The 19,043-nt window shown below is 72.6% G+C and carries 16 protein-coding genes; 4 read left to right on the top strand and 12 right to left on the bottom strand.

The genetic code is table 11. The features are described 5' to 3' along the window. The first annotated feature begins 26 nt into the window (after window positions 1–26). On the top strand, window positions 27–1,217 hold the full coding sequence (locus N912_RS0129215) for a cytochrome P450 (protein ID WP_037067151.1): 1,191 nt from the start codon (window positions 27–29) through the stop codon (window positions 1,215–1,217). 102 nt (window positions 1,218–1,319) lie between these two features. Beyond that, the gene (locus N912_RS0129210) at window positions 1,320–2,699 is read left to right on the top strand and encodes a PQQ-dependent sugar dehydrogenase (RefSeq protein ID WP_211261429.1); all 1,380 of its coding nucleotides are present in this window, start codon (window positions 1,320–1,322) and stop codon (window positions 2,697–2,699) included. Here N912_RS0129210 and N912_RS0129205 read toward each other — a convergent pair. Beyond that, window positions 2,696–3,595 carry a LysR family transcriptional regulator gene (locus N912_RS0129205; protein WP_211261428.1) on the bottom strand — a complete coding sequence of 300 codons (900 nt, stop codon included), beginning with the start codon at window positions 3,593–3,595 and terminating at the stop codon, window positions 2,696–2,698. The genes N912_RS0129210 and N912_RS0129205 overlap by 4 nt on opposite strands. Window positions 3,596–3,692: 97 nt before the next feature. Between N912_RS0129205 and N912_RS0129200 the strand changes: the two genes are divergently transcribed. Together N912_RS0129200 and N912_RS55435 are read left to right on the top strand one after the other, a co-directional pair. Beyond that, window positions 3,693–4,235, top strand: coding sequence for a nuclear transport factor 2 family protein (locus N912_RS0129200; RefSeq protein ID WP_028925170.1), 543 nt, complete (start codon window positions 3,693–3,695; stop codon window positions 4,233–4,235). Window positions 4,236–4,395: 160 nt separating this feature from the next. Next, window positions 4,396–4,656, top strand: a complete 261-nt coding sequence (locus tag N912_RS55435) for a hypothetical protein (protein WP_051580954.1) — start codon at window positions 4,396–4,398, stop codon at window positions 4,654–4,656. A gap of 26 nt (window positions 4,657–4,682) precedes the next feature. On the opposite strand, the gene N912_RS0129190 is transcribed toward N912_RS55435, so the two are convergent. The 11 genes from N912_RS0129190 to N912_RS0129135 all read right to left on the bottom strand — a co-directional run bounded on the left by N912_RS0129190 (window position 4,683) and on the right by N912_RS0129135 (window position 19,035). Beyond that, window positions 4,683–6,158: a PucR family transcriptional regulator gene (locus N912_RS0129190; RefSeq protein ID WP_051580953.1), complete on the bottom strand. Its 1,476-nt coding sequence runs from the start codon at window positions 6,156–6,158 to the stop codon at window positions 4,683–4,685. Continuing rightward, window positions 6,155–7,267 carry a DUF917 domain-containing protein gene (locus N912_RS55430; protein WP_169747973.1) on the bottom strand — a complete coding sequence of 371 codons (1,113 nt, stop codon included), beginning with the start codon at window positions 7,265–7,267 and terminating at the stop codon, window positions 6,155–6,157. The genes N912_RS0129190 and N912_RS55430 overlap by 4 nt, the downstream gene beginning before the upstream one ends. Window positions 7,268–7,289: 22 nt before the next feature. Beyond that, window positions 7,290–8,405, bottom strand: a complete 1,116-nt coding sequence (locus tag N912_RS0129180; protein ID WP_028925168.1) for an S-methyl thiohydantoin desulfurase family protein — start codon at window positions 8,403–8,405, stop codon at window positions 7,290–7,292. After that, window positions 8,402–9,475, bottom strand: coding sequence for an S-methyl thiohydantoin desulfurase family protein (locus tag N912_RS0129175; protein ID WP_028925167.1), 1,074 nt, complete (start codon window positions 9,473–9,475; stop codon window positions 8,402–8,404). Before N912_RS0129175 ends, N912_RS0129180 begins: the two co-directional genes overlap by 4 nt. Continuing rightward, on the bottom strand, window positions 9,472–11,061 hold the full coding sequence (locus N912_RS0129170) for a hydantoinase/oxoprolinase N-terminal domain-containing protein (protein ID WP_028925166.1): 1,590 nt from the start codon (window positions 11,059–11,061) through the stop codon (window positions 9,472–9,474). The genes N912_RS0129175 and N912_RS0129170 overlap by 4 nt, the downstream gene beginning before the upstream one ends. A gap of 9 nt (window positions 11,062–11,070) precedes the next feature. Continuing rightward, complete coding sequence (locus N912_RS0129165; protein ID WP_028925165.1) at window positions 11,071–12,405, bottom strand: purine-cytosine permease family protein; 1,335 nt, start codon at window positions 12,403–12,405, stop codon at window positions 11,071–11,073. Between the two features lie 216 nt (window positions 12,406–12,621). Continuing rightward, window positions 12,622–13,794: a helix-turn-helix domain-containing protein gene (locus N912_RS0129160; protein WP_028925164.1), complete on the bottom strand. Its 1,173-nt coding sequence runs from the start codon at window positions 13,792–13,794 to the stop codon at window positions 12,622–12,624. Between the two features lie 196 nt (window positions 13,795–13,990). Beyond that, the gene (locus tag N912_RS55425) at window positions 13,991–14,233 is read right to left on the bottom strand and encodes a DUF7660 family protein (protein WP_051580951.1); all 243 of its coding nucleotides are present in this window, start codon (window positions 14,231–14,233) and stop codon (window positions 13,991–13,993) included. Window positions 14,234–14,322: 89 nt separating this feature from the next. Continuing rightward, a complete protein-coding gene (locus N912_RS0129145; RefSeq protein WP_028925163.1) occupies window positions 14,323–15,759 on the bottom strand; it encodes a purine-cytosine permease family protein in 1,437 nt (478 codons plus the stop codon). Window positions 15,760–15,772: 13 nt separating this feature from the next. Next, window positions 15,773–17,131, bottom strand: coding sequence for a GH1 family beta-glucosidase (locus N912_RS0129140; RefSeq protein WP_028925162.1), 1,359 nt, complete (start codon window positions 17,129–17,131; stop codon window positions 15,773–15,775). Continuing rightward, complete coding sequence (locus N912_RS0129135; protein ID WP_028925161.1) at window positions 17,128–19,035, bottom strand: beta-mannosidase; 1,908 nt, start codon at window positions 19,033–19,035, stop codon at window positions 17,128–17,130. The genes N912_RS0129140 and N912_RS0129135 overlap by 4 nt, the downstream gene beginning before the upstream one ends. Window positions 19,036–19,043 lie beyond the last annotated feature (8 nt).

The following is a 19,043-nucleotide window of genomic DNA, read 5'->3' as shown; positions in this document are numbered from 1 at the left end:
GACCGAATGAGCGACTATCCGGGGTGATGTCCGAGACGACCTTGACCCTGGTGCAGTTCCTCCGGCATGGGCTCGACCCGGTACCAGAGCTGGCCGCCCTGCGGGCCGAGCAGCCGGTCAGCCCGCTGGTCATCCCGAACGGGCCCACCGCGTGGCTGGTCACCGGCTACCGCGAGGTCCGTTCCGTGCTCGGCGACGCCGAGACGTTCAGCAACGACTTCGCCAACCTGGCCGGGGCCGGCGGCCCGAGCGAGGACCAGGACCCCGGCGGGCTCGGCATGTCCGACCCGCCGAAGCACACCCGGCTGCGCCGGATGCTGATGCCCGAGTTCACCGCCAAGCGGCTGCGCGCGCTGGAGCCCCGGATCACCGAGGTGGTCGAGGGGTGTCTGGACGACATGGTCGCCGCGCGCGGCTCCAGCGACCAGGTCGACCTGGTCGGCACGTTCGCGATGCCGATCCCGGCGCTGGTGATCTGCGAGCTGCTCGGCGTTCCGGACGACGAGCGGGCCGACTTCCAGCGGATCAGCAACAACCGCTTCGAGATCTCCCTCGGCGCGCTGGGCGGCGGGATCGACGCCGTCAACGAGGCCGTTGAGTACCTCGGCGGGCTGGTGGCCCGGCAGCGGGCGCAGCCCGGCGACGGGCTGCTCGGCCACCTGGTGCGCGAGCACGGCGACAACCTGACCGACCGCGAGCTGGCCGGCCTGGCCGACGGGCTGCTCACCGGCGGGCATGACACCACGGCGAGCATGCTCGCGCTGGGCACCGTGATGCTGCTGGAGGACCCGGAGCTGCACGCGGCCGCCCTCGACCCGGACCGGGTCGGCCCGCTGGTCGACGAGCTGCTGCGCTACATCTCGGTGGTGCAGGTGGCGTTCCCCCGGTTCGCCAGGCACGACACCGAGATCGGCGGCCAGAAGGTCGGGGCCGGCGACATGGTGGTGTGCTCGCTGTCCGGGGCGAACCGCGACCCGGAGCTCGGGTCCGAGATGGAGAAGGTCGACCCGGGGCGGTCGGTGGCGCCGCACGTCGCCTTCGGGTACGGCATCCACCACTGTGTCGGCGCGCAGTTGGCCCGCCGCGAGATGGCCATCGCCTACCCCGCGCTGCTGCGCCGGTTCCCGTCGCTGCGGCTCGCGGTGCCGTCCGGCGAGCTGTCCTACCGGCCGTTCTCCATCGTCTACGGGGTGACGACGCTCCCGGTGACCTGGTAGCCGGCCGAAGTCGAGTAACCGCTTGACGGTCACGCTCGCGGACACGGATAGTCTCACTATCGATAGTTTGACTATCCGTTCTCGTGGAGAAGGGCGTGGGTCGTGTCTGTTGAGCGGATGCCCCGGCGGTCGGCCGGGCGGCGGTGGCCGCGGTGGCGGCGGATCGTGCTGGCGGCGGTGCTGGTGGTGTTCGCACTGGTCGGGGCGGTGGCGTACACGGTCACGAACCCGAGCGGGGATCCGCCGGACCCGGCGGGGCTGGGCGCCGACCCGAGGCTCGCGGCGCCGGACGCGCCGCTGATCCCGACCACGAACCCGGCGAACGTGGTGGGGTGGCCACAGGGGCGGACGCCGACCGCGCCACCGGGGTTCGCGGTAACCAGGTTCGCCGGCGGGCTGGACCACCCGCGCTGGCTCCACGCGCTGCCGAACGGCGACGTGCTCGTCGCGGAGTCCGACACGCTGCGCAGTGCCGACGGGTCGCCGATCAGGCGGCTGTTCAACTGGCTGCGGCGCAACGACGGCTCCGGGCGCGGGGCGAGCGCGAACCGGATCACCCTGCTGCGGGACACGAACGGTGACGGCGTCGCCGACGTCCGCACCCCGTTCCTGGAGAACCTGAACCAGCCCTTCGGCATGGCGCTGCTGGGCGAGACGCTCTACGTCGGCAACACCGACGGCGTGTGGCGTTATCCCTACCAACCGGGCCAGACCCGGGTCACGGCCGCCGGGGAGAAGATCCTGCCGCTGCCGGCCGGCGGCTACAACAACCACTGGACCCGCAACATCCTGGCCAGCCGGGACGGTACGAAGCTGTACGTCACGGTGGGATCCGGCAGCAACGTCGGGGAGAACGGGCTGGACAACGAGGTCCGCCGCGCGGGCGTGCTGGAGATCAACCCGGACGGTACGGGGGAGCGGGTGCGCGCGTCCGGGATCAGGAACCCGAACGGGCTGGCTGTCGAGCCGGTGTCCGGGGTGCTGTGGACGGTGGCGAACGAGCGCGACCTGCTCGGCGACGACGTCGCCCCGGACTACCTGACCCGGGCGCGCGACGGGGACTTCTACGGCTGGCCGTGGAGCTACTGGGGGCAGCACGTGGACGACCGGGTGCAGCCGCAACGCCCGGACCTGGTGGCCAGGGCGCAGCGCCCGGACTATGCGCTCGGCGCGCACGTCGCCGCGCTCGGGTTGAGCTTCTACGACGGCACCGCGTTCCCCGAGCGGTACCGGGGCGGGGCGTTCATCGGGGAGCACGGCTCCTGGAACCGGGGCTACTCGGTCGGGTTCAAGGTGGTGTACGTGCCGTTCCGCGACGGCATGCCCGCCGGCCCGCCGGAGGACTTCCTGACCGGCTTCAAGCCCGACGCCGGATCCGGTGAGACGTACGGGCGGCCGGTCGGGGTCATCACGGACCGGGCCGGCGGGCTGCTCGTCGCCGACGACGCCGGGGACGCGGTCTGGCGGGTGGGCGTGCGCTAACCGGGCCTGGCCTCGGCGACCGCGTCGCGCAGGCGGCGCAGCAGGGCGCGGTCGTCGTCGCGGCGCCAGGCCAGCACCAGGTGGCTGGGGCCGATGCCGTTGATCGGCCGGATCGCCACCCCGTCGCGGGCGATCAGCGGGGCGTTGCCGGCGGACAGCAGGCACAGCCCGAGCCCGGCGACGAGCGCCTCCACCGTCTCCTCGATGCCGGCGATCTCCGCGCCGATCACCGGGGTCCGGCCGCCGCGCGCATCGGTGGCCAGCCAGTAGTCGCGCAGCTCGCCGCTGCTGGCCGGCAGCGCCAGGAACGGTTCGTCGAGCACGTCGCGGATGTGCAGGTCGTCGCGGGCGGCCAGCGGGTGCGCGGCGGACATGGCGACCAGCCGGGGCTCGGTGACGACCTCCAGCCAGCGGTAGCGGTCGGGGTCGGGCAGCGGCAGCCAGACGAACGCGGCGTCGACCCGGTCGGGTTGCTCGGCGGCCAGCCCGCCGGTGGGGTCGTCCCAGCCGACCTGGCGCACCCGCAGCTCGGTGCCCGGCGCGGTCTCGGCCAGGTGGGTCCGCACGGACGGCAGCAGCCCGCGCCCCAGCCCGGTGCTGATCCCGACCACCAGCGTCGCCCGCTGCCGCGCCACGGCGGCGGCCATCCCGGCCTCGGCCTCGTTCCAGGCCGCCAGGACGGTACGGGCGTGCGGGACCAGCGCCTCGCCGGCTCCGGTGAGCCGCACGCCGTGCCGGTCCCGCACGAACAGCGGCGTGCGCAGCCGCGCCTCCAGCGCCCTGATCTGCTTGGACAGCGCCGGCTGGCTGACGTAGAGGGCGCGCGCGGCCCTGGTGAAGTGCAGATGGTCGGCGACCGCGAGGAAGTACCGCAGCTCCCGCAGGTGCACGTCCATAACCATTGGTTATCACGGCAGGTCTTGGACGTCGAGCGTCGCCGGCGTGATCGTGGACGGCGGGGCCCGTGAGCGGGCCGGATCCGAAAGGGGAGCCATGCCCGGACAGCTCAGCCGTGCCGACCTGCTGCGCGGACTTTCCGTGGCCGGGGTCGCGACGGCGTTGACGGCGTGCGGTGCCGGTGTCGCGGCCGCCGTGCCAGCCTCGCCGCCCGGTCAGGACCATCCGAACCTGGAGCTGATCCGCCGCTACTACCAGGCGTACGCGTCCGGCGACCTGGGCGCGCTGCGGCGGTTCTTCGCCCCGGACATCAGCTGGACGATCCCCGGCCACCACCCGCTGGCCGGCACCAAGCGCGGCGTCGACGAGGTGCTCGCCTTCTTCGGCCAGCTCGCCCGTGCGGGCTTCAAGGCCGAGACGATCTTCCTGGCAGCCGACCGGGACTGGGTCGTCGACCTGCACCGGGGCTGGAGCACGACCCCGGCCGGCCTGGACATGACCTGGGCGCTGGCCTTCCGCATCAACGCAGGCACCATCGTCGAGGCGGTCAACTTCGCGGGCGACCAGCACGCCGCCGACGCCTTCTTCTGGCGCCAGTACCCGCTCGCCGCCCTGCCCGCCCGCCTGGGCCAGGCCTGAGCGGGAGCCGGTCCTGGGGCCGCCTCGGCCGAAGGGGCCGGTCGCGGGGGCTCGGATGTGTATGGTGGAAGACGCCTTGATACCGAGAGCGCTTCTTCGATGCGCCGGATCGGGATTTTGATGTTCTCGCCGGTCGACCGGCGAAGTCAGGTCGTTGCACATGACCACCGAGCCCGACTCTTACGCGGATGTCGTCGAAAGGCTGTTCCGCGAGTTCGAACCGCTGCACGGGCTGTGGACGATCACCCAGGTCGTGCGCAGGTGCCGCGCCGACCTGCACGGCGCGCCGCGCGCGAGCCTGCCGGCGGCGCTGGAGGAGCTGGCCCGCGAGCGCCTCGCGGCCGTGCCGGTCCTGAACTTTCCCGCCGTCGACCAGGATGGGGACGAGTTCACCACGCTGCCGGTGAGCCGGGCCGGCTAGCCGGGCGTACCGGCCCGAGCACGGTGTCAGCCGTGCAGGGTCACGCCTCGGCAGGCCAGGTGCAGCGCCAGCCGCTCGTCGGGGTCGGTGAGCTCGACGCCGAGCAGGTCACGGACCCGGGCGATACGGGCGGCCACGGTGTTGCGGTGCACGCCGAGCACGGCGGCTGTCTCGGTCAGCGAGGACTCGGCGTCCAGGAACGCGCGCAGCGTCACCAGCAGGTCGCCGGGCTGGCCGCGCAGCGGTTCGAGCAGTGACGTGGCCGCCGGCAGGAACGTGTCGGTGCCGGTCCAGGCCAGCAGCATCTGGCCAAGGCCCATCCGGTCGACGTGCACGAAGTGCCCGCCGGTGGAGCGGCCGGCGGCCAGCCGCGCGGCGTCGCCGGCCTCACCGAGGGTGCGGGCCAGCCCGGACACCCCGTGGTGCGCCCGCCCGACGCCCATCGACGTGGACAGCGACGCGCGCAGCTCCCAGTGCGCCGCCCGCGCCGCCGAGGCGTGCCGCTGCAGCTCGGCCGGCCCGGGCCGCTGGTCGAACGTGGACCACAGCCCCCAGCCGGAGCCCTGCTCCACCACCACCGCCCGCAGCCCGGCCGAGTCCGCGGCGCGCAGCACGTGCGGCCGGGTCGCCACCGGGTCGACCGTGCCGGGCGCGTCGATGCGGACCCCGACGTGCCAGCCCTCCAGCTGCCAGCCCGCGTCGATGGCCCGCCGCCGGGTGCCGGCCGGCAGCTCGCCGCCGTGCGCGACGATCTCGGCCAGCAGCGCCATCCGCAGCCGCGCGTCGCGTTCCACCGCCAGCCGCTGCCCGGCCAGCCGCCGGCCCACCGCCTGCACCGCGACGGCGAGCGCGGCGGTCACCGACGCGGCCTCGGCGGGCACCCCGGTCGGTACCTCGGCCGCCAGCCGCGCGCCCGGCACGTCGGCGCCCACCGGCAGCTGGCGCACGTCGGTCCCGGACGGCCCCGGTTCCGGCCCGGCCACCACCCGGTCCGCCGCGTCGAGCAGCCACACCGGGCGGCGCCACACCCGGGCCAGCTCGGCGACCAGGGCGTCGACGCCGGTGTCCCTCGAGCTCGCGCAGGCGGCCACCGTGCGCGCCACCAGGTCGGCCACCACCAGGTCGGGCTGGTGGATCAGTCGGGCGGCGGCGAGCGTGGCGGCCAGCGGGTCCTCGGCGCCGAGCACGGGCAGCCCGATCCTGGCCGCGAGCGCGTGGCTGGCCGGCTGCAGCGGCGCGGTGCCGGGCAGGAGCACGGCGGCCACCCGCGCCGCGCCGGCCCGCCGCAGCAGCGCGTCCAGGTGCCAGTCCTCCCGGGGCGCGGACAGCACCACGGCGAACAGCGCGCCGGCCATGTCCTTGGGCTCGGCGGCCAGGTCGGGCACCGCGACCACCGCGCGCACCGTCGGATCCACCGGGTCCACCCCGGCCAGCACGCCGACCCGCGACCAGTCCGGGTGCCCGAGCAGCGCGCGCAGCCGCACCCCGCCCTCGCCGGTCACGGCGCCACCGCCACCGGGTCGCCCGCGCCAGCACCGGAGGGCAGCAGCACCGGGTCGCAGCCCAGCCCGAACGCGCGCGGCCCGACCCGCCGCAGCCGCCGCCGCGACTCCCGCCACCACGGCGGGCCCGGCAGCGCCAGCACCATCACGTCGTCGCCGGGACGCAGCGAGTCCACCGCGATCGGCGTGGCCGTCCGCCGGTCCAGCACGCACAGCAGGTCCGGGCAGCTGGCCGCCGGCTCGCCGTCGCACAGCACCAGCAGGTACTCGTTCTCCGCCTCCAGCCGCAGCACCGCGCCGCCCGCTCCGTCCCGGCCGGCCCTGGCCGCGAGCACGGTGATGCTGGCCCGCCCGAACGACGCCGAGCGCTGCCGGCTGATGTCGGCCACCCGACCGGTGCCGAGCAGCCGCCCGCCGAGCACCTCGGCGACGTGCTCCGGCGCGGCCTTCTCGGGCAGCCCCAGGTGCGCCCGCCCCACCCGCAGCGCCCGCCCCAGGGTGCCGACACAGGCCGTGCGCCCGAGCGCCCGCGCCGGCTCCGCCACCATCGCCGTCCCGGCCCAGCCGCCGCCGTGCGCGACGAACGCCCGCGCGGTGCGCTCCAGCCCGACCGGGTCCACGGAGTCGACCAGGACCGTCTGCCCGCCCGGGTCGCACATCGCGAACGGCGTGACGGCGCCGCCCTCCACCGCACGGCTGATCTGGTCCAGCCGGGGCAGCGCGCGGCCCATCAGGTCGGCGTCGACCAGCGGCAACCCGAGCTGCGCGGCGGCCATGGTGGCCAGCGCTCCGTTCAGCCCGGCGCCCTCGTACGGCATCACCGCGACCGGCTCGACCCCCGTCCAGCGGGCCAGCGCCCGCACCGCGCGCGGGATCTCCTGCCCGCCCGGCAGCTTCTCGGCGTACATCCGGGTGGCGCCGATCATGCCCACCGGCAGCACCGGCCCGTCGCCGAGCGCGGCCGGGTCGTGCAGCTCCAGCCCGTCGGCGGGCAGCGCGGTGCGCAGCGCCTGCCGGTAGGGCAGCGCGTCACCGCCACCGCCCGAACCGAGCAGCGCCAGGCCCACGACGAACGCGTCCACGTCCTCGGGCCGCAGCCTCACACTCACCTCCGATGCCGTGAGTGACGAGCTACAGCCACACCCGCCACTCACGAGCCTCGGCCTCGACCGGAAGGAACGGCCGGTCCAGGCCGAAGCACGACGGCCCGAACGTAGCCAACGCCTCCGGCGTGCGCATGATCTCCGGTGTCGAGATCCCGACGACGACCACCCGCTGGCCGTACCGTAACGACTCGGCGGTGATCGGCTCGGCGGACTCGGCCTCGAGCACGCAGATCAGGTCCGGCACGATGCAGACGACCTCGCCGTCCACCTCGGCGACCAGGTTCTCGTTCTGGAACTCGGTGCGCAGCGTGGAGCCGCCGTCGAACGAGGTGAACCGGGCGCGGCCCCGGGCGAAGCCGTCCACCGTGCGCCGCTCCACGTCGGTGACCTTGCCGGCGAACAGCACCCGCAGGTGCGCGTACAGGGTCGGGGCCAGCGCCTCGGCCAGCGCGGAGATCGGGTCGCGCAGCTGCTCGCGGGCCTCCCGGATGGCCCTGCCGAGCGTGAGGCCGAGCGACAGCGTGTTCGGTACGGCCGTCCGTTTGACCTCGGCGCCGCTCATCGCGTACTCGGCGATCAGCGCCGCGCCGCCCATCCGGATGGTCGCCCCGCGCGCCAGCCACTCCATCCGGCGGTTGTCCGCGCCGGTGTCGATCAGCACCGACTCGCCGTGGTCGCCACTGACCACCATCGGCGAGCCGGGCACGCCGTAGACCCCGAACGTCTCCATCTGCAGCTCGGGGAACGCCCGGCCCATGCCGTCCGCGTCCACCACCGGCAGCCCGGTCGTGGCGGCCACCACCAGCGGGATCATCGAGTTGATGCCGCCGCACTCGATCGGCATGGTGGCGTCCGCCGTGCGGCCCAGGTGGCGCTCCAGCGCGCGCAGCGACAGCACCGCCTCGTCGCCGCGCGGGATCTTCTCCACCATGACGGTGGGCGCGCCCATCATGGCGGTCGGGATCACGAACGAGCCGTCCGCCACCTCGTCGGGGTCGAGCACCGTGACCGGCCCGTGCCGCCTCATCGCCTCGGCCACCATCAGCCGGCCGATGTGCGGGTCGCCGCCGCCCCCGGTGCCCAGGAGCGCGGCCCCGCGCGCCAGGTCGGGCAGGTCCTCCGGTCGCAGCATCCAGCTCATCGCGTCCCCCACACCCGTACCGGGTCGATCGAGTAGCCGAAGTACCTCGGCCCGACCAGCTCCAGCCCCTCCGGGGAGTGCCAGCGCTCGTCGGCCGGCGCGCCGATCACGCTGACCCGGTGGCCGAAGCGCAGCGCCTCGGTGGTCACCGGCTCGCCGCTCTCGGTATCCAGGACGATGATCAGGTCCGGCGTGGTGACCAGCGGCTCGCCGTCGCGCAGCGCGACCAGGTGCTCGTTCTGGAAGCGCAGCTCCAGCACCCCGTCCGGGCCGGTGACCATCGCGTCGCCGCGCGCGAAGCCGGTGGTGGTGCGGCGGGCCACGTCGGTCACCTTGCCCACGTGCAGCAGCCGCCCGCCCAGCTCGTCGGCGGCCGCCGCCACCGGGTCGCCGTGTTCGGCCCTGACCGCCGCGATCCGCTCGCCGAGCCGCCGGCACAGGCTCAGCGTGCCGGCCACCAGCGAGTCGCGGGCCTGCGCGCCGGTCAGCATGTAGTTGGAGATGATCGCCGAGCAGCCCATCGTGATCGTCACCGACCGGGCCAGCGCCTCCGACCAGTGGTTGTCGATGGTGTGCAGCATGCCGACGTTGCCCTTCTCGTCGGCGATCGACATCGGCGAGCAGGAGACGCCGACCAGCGTGGGCAGCACCATCTGCAGCTCGGGGAACGCCCGCCCCATGCCGTCCCCGTCCACCAGCGGCAGGTCCAGCTGCGCGGCGGCGACCAGCGGGATCGTCGAGTTGATGCCGCCGGCCTCGATGCAGGCCAGGTGGGTGGGGGTGACGCCGAGGTGGTCGGCGAGGGCGGTCACGGCGGCGCCGATCAGGTGTACGGACGGCGTCTTCTCCACCATGACCGTGGGCGCGCCCATCATGGCGATCGGGAACACGCGGGCGTCGTCGTCCAGCTTCGACGGCGGTACCAGGTGGATCGGGCCGTGCTCGCGCAGCGCCTGCTCGGCGAGCAGCCGGCCCACGTACGGGTCGCCGCCGCCCCCGGTGCCGAGCACCGCCGCGCCCCTGGCCAGGGCCTCGACGTCCTCGGCGGCGATCATGTTCTCCTCGGTCATCGGGCCTGCCCGGAGACGGCCGTGCCCTGTTCGATGCGCAGGTCGCCGACGGCCTTGCAGCGGATCCTGGTGGCGTTGCCCGGCAGGTAGGGGATGGGCACCTCGTCGAAGTCCACGATCTCCACGGTGGCCGGGTCCGCGCCGGCCACCACCGCCCGGTCCACCGCCTCCTGCCGCGCCTGGTCGACGGCGGCGTCGCGGTGCCCCGGCTCGATCGCGAACACCCTGTCCACCTCGCCGCCGACCTGCGCGATCGCGGCGCCGATGGCGTTGGCCACCGCGAAGTGCTCCGGCCGGTTCACCGCGCCGAGCCCGGGGAACTCGTCGGGCAGCAGCACCGACCCGCCGCCCACCGCGACCACCGGCAGCGGGTCGGCGGAGATCCGCATCCGGTCCACCGTGTCCGCCACGTCCGCCGCGATCCGCTCCAGCGCGGCGCGCACCACGTCGGGCGGCAGGTCGCTCACCCGCGCACGATCGCCGATGTCCGCGCGCCCGGCCGCCACCGCGATGTCGGTGGCCGTCAGCGTGTCCCCGCCGAACACCAGCGCCCGCTCGGTGAGCCGATACCCCACCGAGTCCGGCCCCACCGTCAGGTCGGCTTGTGAGCCGCGCACCAGGCTGCCGCCGCCCAACCCGATGCTCAGCACGTCCGGCATCCGGAAGTTCGTGCGGATCCCGGCCACGCTCACCTCCACCGTGGCCTCGCGCGGGAAACCTCCGGTCAGCACGCCCACGTCCGTCGTCGTACCCCCCACGTCGACGACCGCGCAGGTGGACAACCCGGACAGCACCGCCGCGCCGCGCATCGAGTTCGTCGGCCCGGACGCGAACGTCGCGACCGGGTACCGCCGCGCGTAGCCGACGTCCATCAGCGTGCCGTCGTTCTGGCTCAGGTACAGCGGCGCGGTGATGCCGTGCCCGGCCACCGAGGAGGCCAGTGCGTCCACGATGTTCGCCGCCAGCTCGCGCAGCGCGGCGTTGATGATCGTGGCGTTCTCCCGCTCCAGCAGCCCGACCCGGCCGATCTCGTGCGACAGCGACACCGGCAGCTCCGGCCCCAGCTCCTCGGCCAGGATCTCCGCCGCCCGCACCTCGAACTCGTCGTTGACCGGCGAGAACACCGACGACACCGCGACCGAGCGCACCCCGTGCGCGGCCATGTCGGCGGCGTGGCGGCGCAGCTCGCCGGCGTCCAGCGGGGAGATGTGCCGCCCGTCGAACTCGTGCCCGCCGTGCGCCAGGTACGCCCGCCCGTGGATCGCCTCCACCAGCCGCGACGGCCAGTCCACCATCGGCGGCAGCGACGCCGTCGCGGGCAGCCCCAGCCGCAGCGCCGCCGTCGGAGCCAACCGCCGCGCCTCCACCAGCGCGTTGATGAAGTGCGTGGTGCCGATCATCACGGCCCGCACCGCCGCCGGGTCGAACGCATGCTGGCGCTGCAGCCCGTCCAGCGCGGCCACGATGCCGGAGGTGACGTCCGCCGTGGTGGCCGCCTTCACCGCCGCCAGCACCCGATCCGGCTCCGCCGAGTCCATCAGGACGGCGTCGGTGTTGGTACCTCCGACATCGATACCGATGCGCATAAGACTCCTTCAGTCGCGAACAGGTTGCAGCTCACTCGACACCGTGGGGCTGGTCCCGAAGCCGCGCAGCAGCCCCAGCTTCCCGGCCGCGACGTAGGCCACGAACGCCGCGACCAGCGAGTTGATGCTCGGCAGGCCCCAGTCCACCAGCCCGCCCAGCAGCGCCGCGCCCACCCAGATGACCAGCGTGGCCGGCACCCAGGTCGGCGCCGACTCGGGCAGCGTCCCGGCCGCGCGGCTGCGCTCCAGCTCCGGGCGCCAGCGCTTGACCACGAAGTACTCCGCGACCATGATCCCGGCGATCGGCGGGAAGGAGACGCCCAGCAGCGTCAGGAACCCGGTGAACCGCTCCAGGATGCCGCCGGCGGCGAGCAGGCTGCCCACCACGCCGAGCAGCAGCGTGGCCAGCGCCCGGTCCACCCGCCTGCCGAACACGGTGGACACGAAGTTCACCACGCCCAGCCCGGAGCTGTAGAGGTTCCAGTCGTTGATCTTCAACGTGCCCAGGATGATCACCAGCGTGCCGACCCAGCCCACCGACGACGTCACGATCGTGATCACGTCGTCGGACCTGACGGCGTGCGCCAGCAGCACCCCGGACAGCCCGATCAGGTACTCCCCGACGGTGAAGCCCAGCACCGTCTGCTTCACCACGTCGGCGGCGCCGCGGTTGAACCTGGTCATGTCCGGGGTGATCACGGCGCCCACGATGAACCCGCCGGCCACCAGTGTGGTGCCCTCCAGCAGCGACATGGACGGACCCGCCGGGGCGGAGGCCACCAGCTGCCCGATCGGATGTGACAGCAGCCCGCGAGACATGGACCAGCCCACCAGCACCAGGAACGCCGGCACCGTCAGGTACGCCACCCACTTCATGGAGGCGAACCCCCACAGCACGATGAACGTCACCGCCAGCCCGAACACCAGCGCCCACGCCCACACCGGCAGCACCCCGATCAGCCTGACCAGGCCCTCCGCCGACACCGCGGACTGCACGCCGAACCAGCCGATCAGGCTGACCCCGATGGCCACCCCGATCAGCGCGCTGCCGCCCTGCCCGAACCCCGTCCACCGGGTCAGCACCGAGGTCTGCAGCCCCTCGCGCGCGCCGATCACCCCGACCCCGATGGACACCAGCTCCAACACCACCGACCCCAGCGTGAACGCCCAGAACGCACCCCAGAACGTCATGCCGAACCCGACCGTCGAGCCCAACAGGAACTGGCTCAACGCCGACACCTGGCCGAACCGCTGCACAGCGACCGTCCACCAGGAGTACCGCTGCTCCGCCGGCACCCGTGCCAGCGCGTAGTCGTCGACCCCCACGTGCCCGACGCTGCCCATGGCGCGACCTCCTCGTGACGCCGATGTCACCGTTGACGCTGAACGGTAGGCGCTGGTGAGGCGCGGGTCACGAGGCAATCTGTCAGGTGCGCGCGGTAGAACAGTGCAATGTGCATCGCGGGCCGGAATGGCCGCTCGCGGGTCGGCCAAGCTGGTCACTCCCCGTGGCGCCGCCTACTCTGCGTCACTCATGGGCGTTGAGAGACAGGCGGGAGCCTAGAGATTGATCCCGGCCTGTCGGGCCAGCTTGACCAGACGAGGGCTGCTCCGACGGTGCAGCGAGATCAGTACGCGTAGCACCTCCAGGCTCATCGGATGGATGCGCGCCATCTGAGGGGCGACAGCCCATGCATCGAGCAGCGAGTCCTCCGCCCCGTCACGATCACCGAGATCCAACCGGGCACGGGCGGTGTTGATGTGCACCGGCCCCAGCCGGGTAGGGGGCAGTAGCCGGATTTCTCCGCTCGCCAGCTCGTCTGCCAGGCGGACCACCTCACGCGGTCGACCGAGATCGCCCTCGGTGGCCAGAACATGGGTGGCGGTGTTGGCTGGTCCGAAGATCTGGTTGTGCAGCCGCACGTCGTTCGGGAACTCCGTTGCGGCTGCCCACGCCGCACGGATGTGCCGCTGTGCCAAGTGTCGGTCATTGAGCCGTCCCGCGAGGGTCATGCCGCGAAGGTGCAACGTACCGGCGGCGAACGCCTTGTCCGGCCCGGACAGGGTGGACTCGGCGGCCATGATTGCCCTGTCGACCACCGTCAGCCCGCCGTCGAAGTCTCCGCAGTTGAGAAATGTGCCGGCGCGGTCGCGCCCAGCGCAGACGGCGACCAAAGGATTCGGTTGCTGGGCGGCCGCCCATGCTTGCCGTGCGGGGGCGATCTCGACCAGATCCATCCAGCGATGCCGTGCCGCCAGGGCGTAGACGACGCTGTACACATCGGCAAGCATCGCCCATCCCGTCGAGCTGACGACCGCATGCGCATAGGTCGTAGCGCGGGTCAGCAGGCCGGGCAGCATTCGTAGCAGCTCGTCTAGTGCGGCGTGCTCCCGGAGGCTCACCGCACGGTCCAGCTCGCCGCGCAGTCCAGCCTCCTCGGGCACGGCGGTCTGGTCGGGAATGTCGAAGCGACGCACGGCGGTGCGCAGGTGTTCGAGGCGCACGCTCTGGTCCTCGGAGAGTTCGGCTTCTCCGTAGAGCGCCCCGAGCGTCATCCTCAGCGCCTGGGCGATCGCGGCTGCAACCTCCGGGGACAACGTGCGGTCGCCGACCTCGATCTTGCTCAGCAGCGACGTCGAGATTCCGGCCCGGCGCGCCAGCGCGGTTTGCGTCAAGCCACGCGCCTTGCGAAGAACCGCAACCCGTTCCCCGCCTGCGCTACCTGAGGCCATTCCAGAAGTCTCCCAAAAGAGCAGACCGGTCGTACCTGCGACTGAAGTGGTACCGGCTCGACACCCCCGGCGAGCGCCATCCCGAGTCGCTGTTCGTCAAGGGCCAACGCCAGGAGGTGCCGCATCTGTCCGACGACCGGCAGGTCGCCGCGAACGGCTGGCTCAAGTACCCGAGCCTGCGACGACGGCACCGCGACTACTCGTAGATGGCGGCGGCCTGGATCGCCTCCCGCAGGACCTCCCAGCCGTTCCAAGGGACGGGTTCGCCCTGGTTGGCGTAGAAGCCATCACAGCTCCCCAGCCGGGCGGCCAGTGCCTCCAGGTAGCGCGGCACCGAGGCGTTCTCCCAGTGCTCCGGTGGCCCGTCCGACCAGTCGGCCAACAGATCGTGGATCACCGCGATCGTCCGGTCCAGCTCCGCGCTCCGCGAATCCGTCACCGGACAATCGTGCTAGCCGGGAGTACAGCAAGCCCCCCGCGCGCGATTGCCAAAAATGTCGTGACCGGGCCGGTTTCATGACATTTTCGTCAATCGCTGCGTGCGCCCTCACCCACCTCGGCCGTCTCCGGCGCCGCGTAGATCATCTCCGCCGGTGGGTTGGCCGTGCGTTTGGCCCACGGGTAGTAGATGGCCGCGGTCACGAGCAGGCCGACCAGCCAGGAGATGTCGGCGCCGCCGAGCAGTTCGGTGATCGGGCCGGTGTAGAGGCTCTGGGCCAGGAACGGGATCTGGATGCCGATGCCGATCGCGTACGAGACCAGGGCCGGGGCGTTCCAGCGGCCGTAGCGGCCGTCCGGGTCGTAGAGCGCGGGCACGTCCACGCGCTCGGCGGACACCAGGTAGTAGTCGACCAGGTTCACCGCGCTCCACGGGGTGAAGACCATGAGCAGGACCAGCACGAAGTTGCGGAAGTTGGTCAGGAAGTGCTCGGTGGACAGTAGCGCGATGAGGACGGCGACGACGATGAACAGGCCGATGAACGCCACCCGGCCGGCCTGGGAGACGCGGGTGGCGCGGGTGACGGCGGTGACGGTGGTCAGCAGGGACATGAACCCGCCGTAGGCGTTCAGGCAGTTCACCGTGAGCTTGCCGATGATGATCACGAGGTAGATGGCCACCGCGATGGCGCCGCCCCCGCCGAGCTGGCCCAGGAACGGGACCTGCGACTTGAGGAAGTTGCCGCCGGCGGAGGCGGGAATGGCCGCCATGAGCGCGCCGAAGCACATCGACCACTGCGAGCCGAGCACGCTGCCCCACAGCGTGCAGTGGAAGGTGGCGCGCTTGGGGGTGTCGCGGGGCAGGTAGCGGGAGTAGTCGGCGACGTAGGGGCCGTAGGTGAGCTGCCAGCCCGCGCCGAGCGCTATGGCGAGCAGGAAGGTCGGCGCCTCGAACGGCTTGACGCCGATCAGCGAGCCCATGTCGTAGCCGGTGAGCAACCGGACGGCCAGGTAGGCGAAGCCGAGGATGCCGACCACGGTGGCCACCCGGCCCATCACGTGGATGTAGCGGTAGCCGAGGGTGGCCACGATCGCGGTGAGCAGGCCGAACAGCACGATGCCGACCGCGGGCGTGTCGCCGCCGACGATGCCGACGATGGCCTGGCCGCCGAGCACGGTGCCGGTCGCGGCGAAGCCCAGGTACATGAGCACCACCATGACCAGCGGCACCACCGCGCCGTACACCCCGAACTGGGCCCGGCTGGAGATCATCTGCGGCAGCCCGAGGCGCGGCCCCTGGGCGGAGTGCAGCGCCATCACCGCGCCGCCGGCCAGGTTGCCGATCAGCAGCCCGATCATCGCCCACAGCGCGTCGGCGCCGAACGCCACCGCCAGCGCGCCGTCCACGATCGCCGTGATCTGCATGTTCGCCCCGAACCAGAGGGTGAACTGGTTGCGCGGCGAGCCGTGCCGTTCGTCGTCGGGGATGACGTCGATGGACCGTCGCTCGATCCGTTCTCGGCTCACGGCATACGCCTCTCTAGCAGCGGGCGATCAGCTCCCGATACCAGCGGAAGCTAGCTTTGGGGATGCGCCGCTGCGTCGGGTAGTCGACGTATACCAGGCCGAATCGCTTTGTGTAACCGTATGCCCACTCGAAGTTGTCCATGAGCGTCCAGCAGAAGTAGCCGCGCACGTCCACCCCGTCCTCGATCGCGGCCCGCACCGCGCGCAGGTGGCTGTCCAGGTACGCCACCCGGGCCGTGTCGTCGACGCCGGGAGTGTCCGGGTAGGCGCTGCCGTTCTCGGTGATGTGGATCGGCGGCAGCCCCGGGTACTCGTCGCGCAGCCAGCGCAGCAGCCGGCCGAGGCCGTCCGGCTCCACCGGCCAGCCCATCGCGGTGCGGGGCAGCTCGGCGGGCGGGTTCTCCAGCATGTCGATGTCGGTGGCCGCCCGGTGCGCCGGGTCCTCGTCGGCGGTGGGGGCGTGCTTGGCGTAGGACGGGAAGTAGTTGTTCAGGCCCAGGAAGTCCAGCGGCTGGCCGATCAGATCCAGGTCGCCGTCGCGGCGGAACGAGAAGTCGGTGATGGACGACCACAGCTCGCGTTCGCCGTCCGGCCAGCGCGCGGCCAGAACGGGGTCGGTGAACACCCGGTTGTAGAGCAGCTCGGCGCGTCCCGCCGCCGCGACGTCGGCCGGATCGGAGGTGGCCGGCCGCACGTGGTTGAGGTTCAGCGTGAGACCGAGCCGTTCGTCGCCGCGCCGCTGTTCCCGTAGCGCCCGCAGCGCCAGGCCGTGCCCGACCAGGAGGTGGTGTGCGGCGGCCAGTGCGCCGTGCCCCTCCCGGGCGCCGGGGGCGTGACGGCCCTCGGCGTAGCCCACGAACGCCGAGCAGTACGGCTCGTTCAGCGTGATCCACATCGGGACCCGGTCGGCCAGCGCGGCGTGCACCAGCGTCGCGTACTCTGCGAACCGCTCGGCGGTCTCGCGCGCCCGCCAGCCGCCGGCGTCCTCCAGCGCCTGTGGCAGGTCCCAGTGGTAGAGCGTCACGCACGGGGTGATGCCGCCCGCCAGCAGCTCGTCCACCAGGCGCTGGTAGAAGTCCAGGCCGGCGGGGTTCGCCGGGCCCTTGCCGTCCGGCTGGATCCTCGGCCAGGCCACCGAGAACCGGTACGCCCCGAGCCCGAGCTCGCGCATGAGCGCCACGTCCTCGCGGTAGCGGTGGTAGTGGTCGCAGGCCACGTCGCCGGTGTCGCCGCGCGCCGTCCTGCCGGGGGTGTGCGCGAACGTGTCCCAGATGGAGCGGCCGCGTCCGTCCTCGTGCACGGCGCCCTCGATCTGGTACGACGCCGTCGCCGCACCCCACAGGAACCCGTCAGGAAACCTCAGCTCGCTCATGTCGCCTCCCCGAACAGCTCGAACACCCGCACCCCGTACGGCTCCAGCGTCACCGTCCGCTCGGCGTCACCGACCGGGCTCACCGTGACCTCCTCAGCGTGCTGGCTGACCAGCCAGCCGAACCGCCGCCCGTCGGCGTGCACCAGCGTGTCGGTGAACACCCGTGGGTCGTCCACCACCAGCGGGCGCCGCACCCCGGCCTCCCTGGCCAGGGCGTCGTAGATCCGGTACGTCGGCTCCGGGTTCACCGCGGCCCGCGTCGCCGCCAGGTACTCCAGCGGATACGTGCACAACACCGTCTCCCCGTCGCCGGCACGATGCCGCAACAAAGCCGGCCGCCCGTGCCCGTCCACCGCCACCACCTTCGCGCCCCTCGGAGTCACCGGCAAGAACGCCCGTCCGTGCTCGTTACCGCCCGACGCGAACCGCAGCACCTCCCCGGCCGCGATTCCGCCGAAGTCCTCGACGAACTCCAGCTCGATGACGTCCTCGACGATCGGGTCGACCAGCCCGTACGCCAGCTCGTGCTCCACCCCGAACATCTCGTTCAGCCCGGCGTGCCAGAACGCCCGGTGCAGTCCGTGCTCGCCGGAGCAGAACGACAGGTACACCGTCGCCCCGCCGTCCGCGAACTCGCCGAGCCGCTCCCAGGTCGGGGCCAGGAGTTGTCGCACGCACGGCAGCAGGTAAAGGCGCGCATCACCGTCCAGCCCGTCCTCCTCGCGGGAGAACGCCACCGGCAGGCTGGCCTCGCGGGCGGCCACATAACCCTGGCGCAGGGTGCGGACGGCGAGGGCACGGTCGGCGGCGTTGGACACGGGGTAGTCGCGCTCGGCGTACGAGGTGACCACCAGCGCGGCGTCGGCGTCCTCCCTACGGGTGTTGACGAAGTCCACCCGGTCCAGGATGCGGGCGAACTCGCGCAGCTCCAGCAGCGGCGGTTTGGGCTCGCCGGTGTTGGTGGTGATCCCGAAGTGCATCTCGAACGGGTGGTGGCGGTACGGGTCCTGGTGCGCGAGGTTGTCGTAGTCGGTGTTGTTCCAGGCCAGCCAGCCGGTGGCGCCGGCGAGCAGCGAGTTGTGCAGTTGCTGGCGGTAGTGGTGGGCCTGGTTGGTCGCGGACACGAAGTCGCTGGACAGCCCGAACTCCTCCAGGATCACCGGCTTGCCGGCAACCGCCGCCATCTCGCAGGCGAACGCGGCGGCCAGGTGCTGGCGGATCCGGTCGGTCTCCATCTGGTAGACGTGCGGGCCCACGAAGTCCACCAGCTCGGCCGTCTCCCTGATGGAGTATCCGTTGTCCTCGCCGGTCACCTCGATGCCCCAGGCGCCGTCGCCCAGGGACACCGGCTGGTGCCCGCCGCCGGCCCGCACCGCCTGGACCATCAGCGTCGCCCACGCCGTGACCTGCGCCGTCGGGGCCTCCGGCTCGCCGCGCCGCCGCCCGTAGATCGGCATCTCGTTGCTGATCAGCCAGCCGGCCACCGCCGGGTGCTCGTGCAGCGCGCGCACCATCTTCTCGATGAACCAGGCCTGCCGTCCGACCAGCCAGACGTCCGCGTACAGGTCCTTGTCCGCCCGCCACTGTGGATCCCAGTTCTCACCCGACATGTGCCCGACGATGAACGTCGGGATCGAACCCATGCCCAGCTCGCGGTGCGCGTCCAGGAAGTCCCGGAACAGCTCGACCTTCGCGGTGTCCACCCGGCCCGGCTCCGGGTGGAAGTCCGGCCAGTAGAAGAACGAGCGGGTCTGCCGCAGCCCGTGCTCGGCCAGCACCCGCAGCTCGTCCCGGACCACGCCGGGGTCGTAGTTGCGCCACATCAACGGCCCCCCGGTCCGCGACCAGAAGTTCGCCCCGAGCCAGGCGTCCGTGAGCTTCCCTGAACCCCGCCGAACAGGCACGTGCCTCC

It is taken from the genome of Actinospineispora acaciae DSM 45401 (assembly GCF_000620785.1).
Taxonomy (GTDB): Bacteria; Actinomycetota; Actinomycetes; order Mycobacteriales; family Pseudonocardiaceae; genus Pseudonocardia; species Pseudonocardia acaciae.
The sequence above is the reverse complement of the archived record's forward strand: the minus strand, read 5'-3'. Positions and strand labels throughout refer to the sequence as shown.

What these genes read in the sequence shown, in the direction of transcription:
- N912_RS0129215 (WP_037067151.1), top strand. Translation starts at nt 27, where the DNA reads ATGTCCGAGACGACCTTGACCCTGGTGCAGTTCCTCCGGCATGGGCTC.
- N912_RS0129205 (WP_211261428.1), bottom strand. Translation starts at nt 3,595, where the DNA reads ATGGACGTGCACCTGCGGGAGCTGCGGTACTTCCTCGCGGTCGCCGAC.
- N912_RS0129200 (WP_028925170.1), top strand. Translation starts at nt 3,693, where the DNA reads ATGCCCGGACAGCTCAGCCGTGCCGACCTGCTGCGCGGACTTTCCGTG.
- N912_RS55435 (WP_051580954.1), top strand. Translation starts at nt 4,396, where the DNA reads ATGACCACCGAGCCCGACTCTTACGCGGATGTCGTCGAAAGGCTGTTC.
- N912_RS0129180 (WP_028925168.1), bottom strand. Translation starts at nt 8,405, where the DNA reads ATGAGCTGGATGCTGCGACCGGAGGACCTGCCCGACCTGGCGCGCGGG.
- N912_RS0129175 (WP_028925167.1), bottom strand. Translation starts at nt 9,475, where the DNA reads ATGACCGAGGAGAACATGATCGCCGCCGAGGACGTCGAGGCCCTGGCC.
- N912_RS0129170 (WP_028925166.1), bottom strand. Translation starts at nt 11,061, where the DNA reads ATGCGCATCGGTATCGATGTCGGAGGTACCAACACCGACGCCGTCCTG.
- N912_RS0129165 (WP_028925165.1), bottom strand. Translation starts at nt 12,405, where the DNA reads ATGGGCAGCGTCGGGCACGTGGGGGTCGACGACTACGCGCTGGCACGG.
- N912_RS0129160 (WP_028925164.1), bottom strand. Translation starts at nt 13,794, where the DNA reads ATGGCCTCAGGTAGCGCAGGCGGGGAACGGGTTGCGGTTCTTCGCAAG.
- N912_RS0129140 (WP_028925162.1), bottom strand. Translation starts at nt 17,131, where the DNA reads ATGAGCGAGCTGAGGTTTCCTGACGGGTTCCTGTGGGGTGCGGCGACG.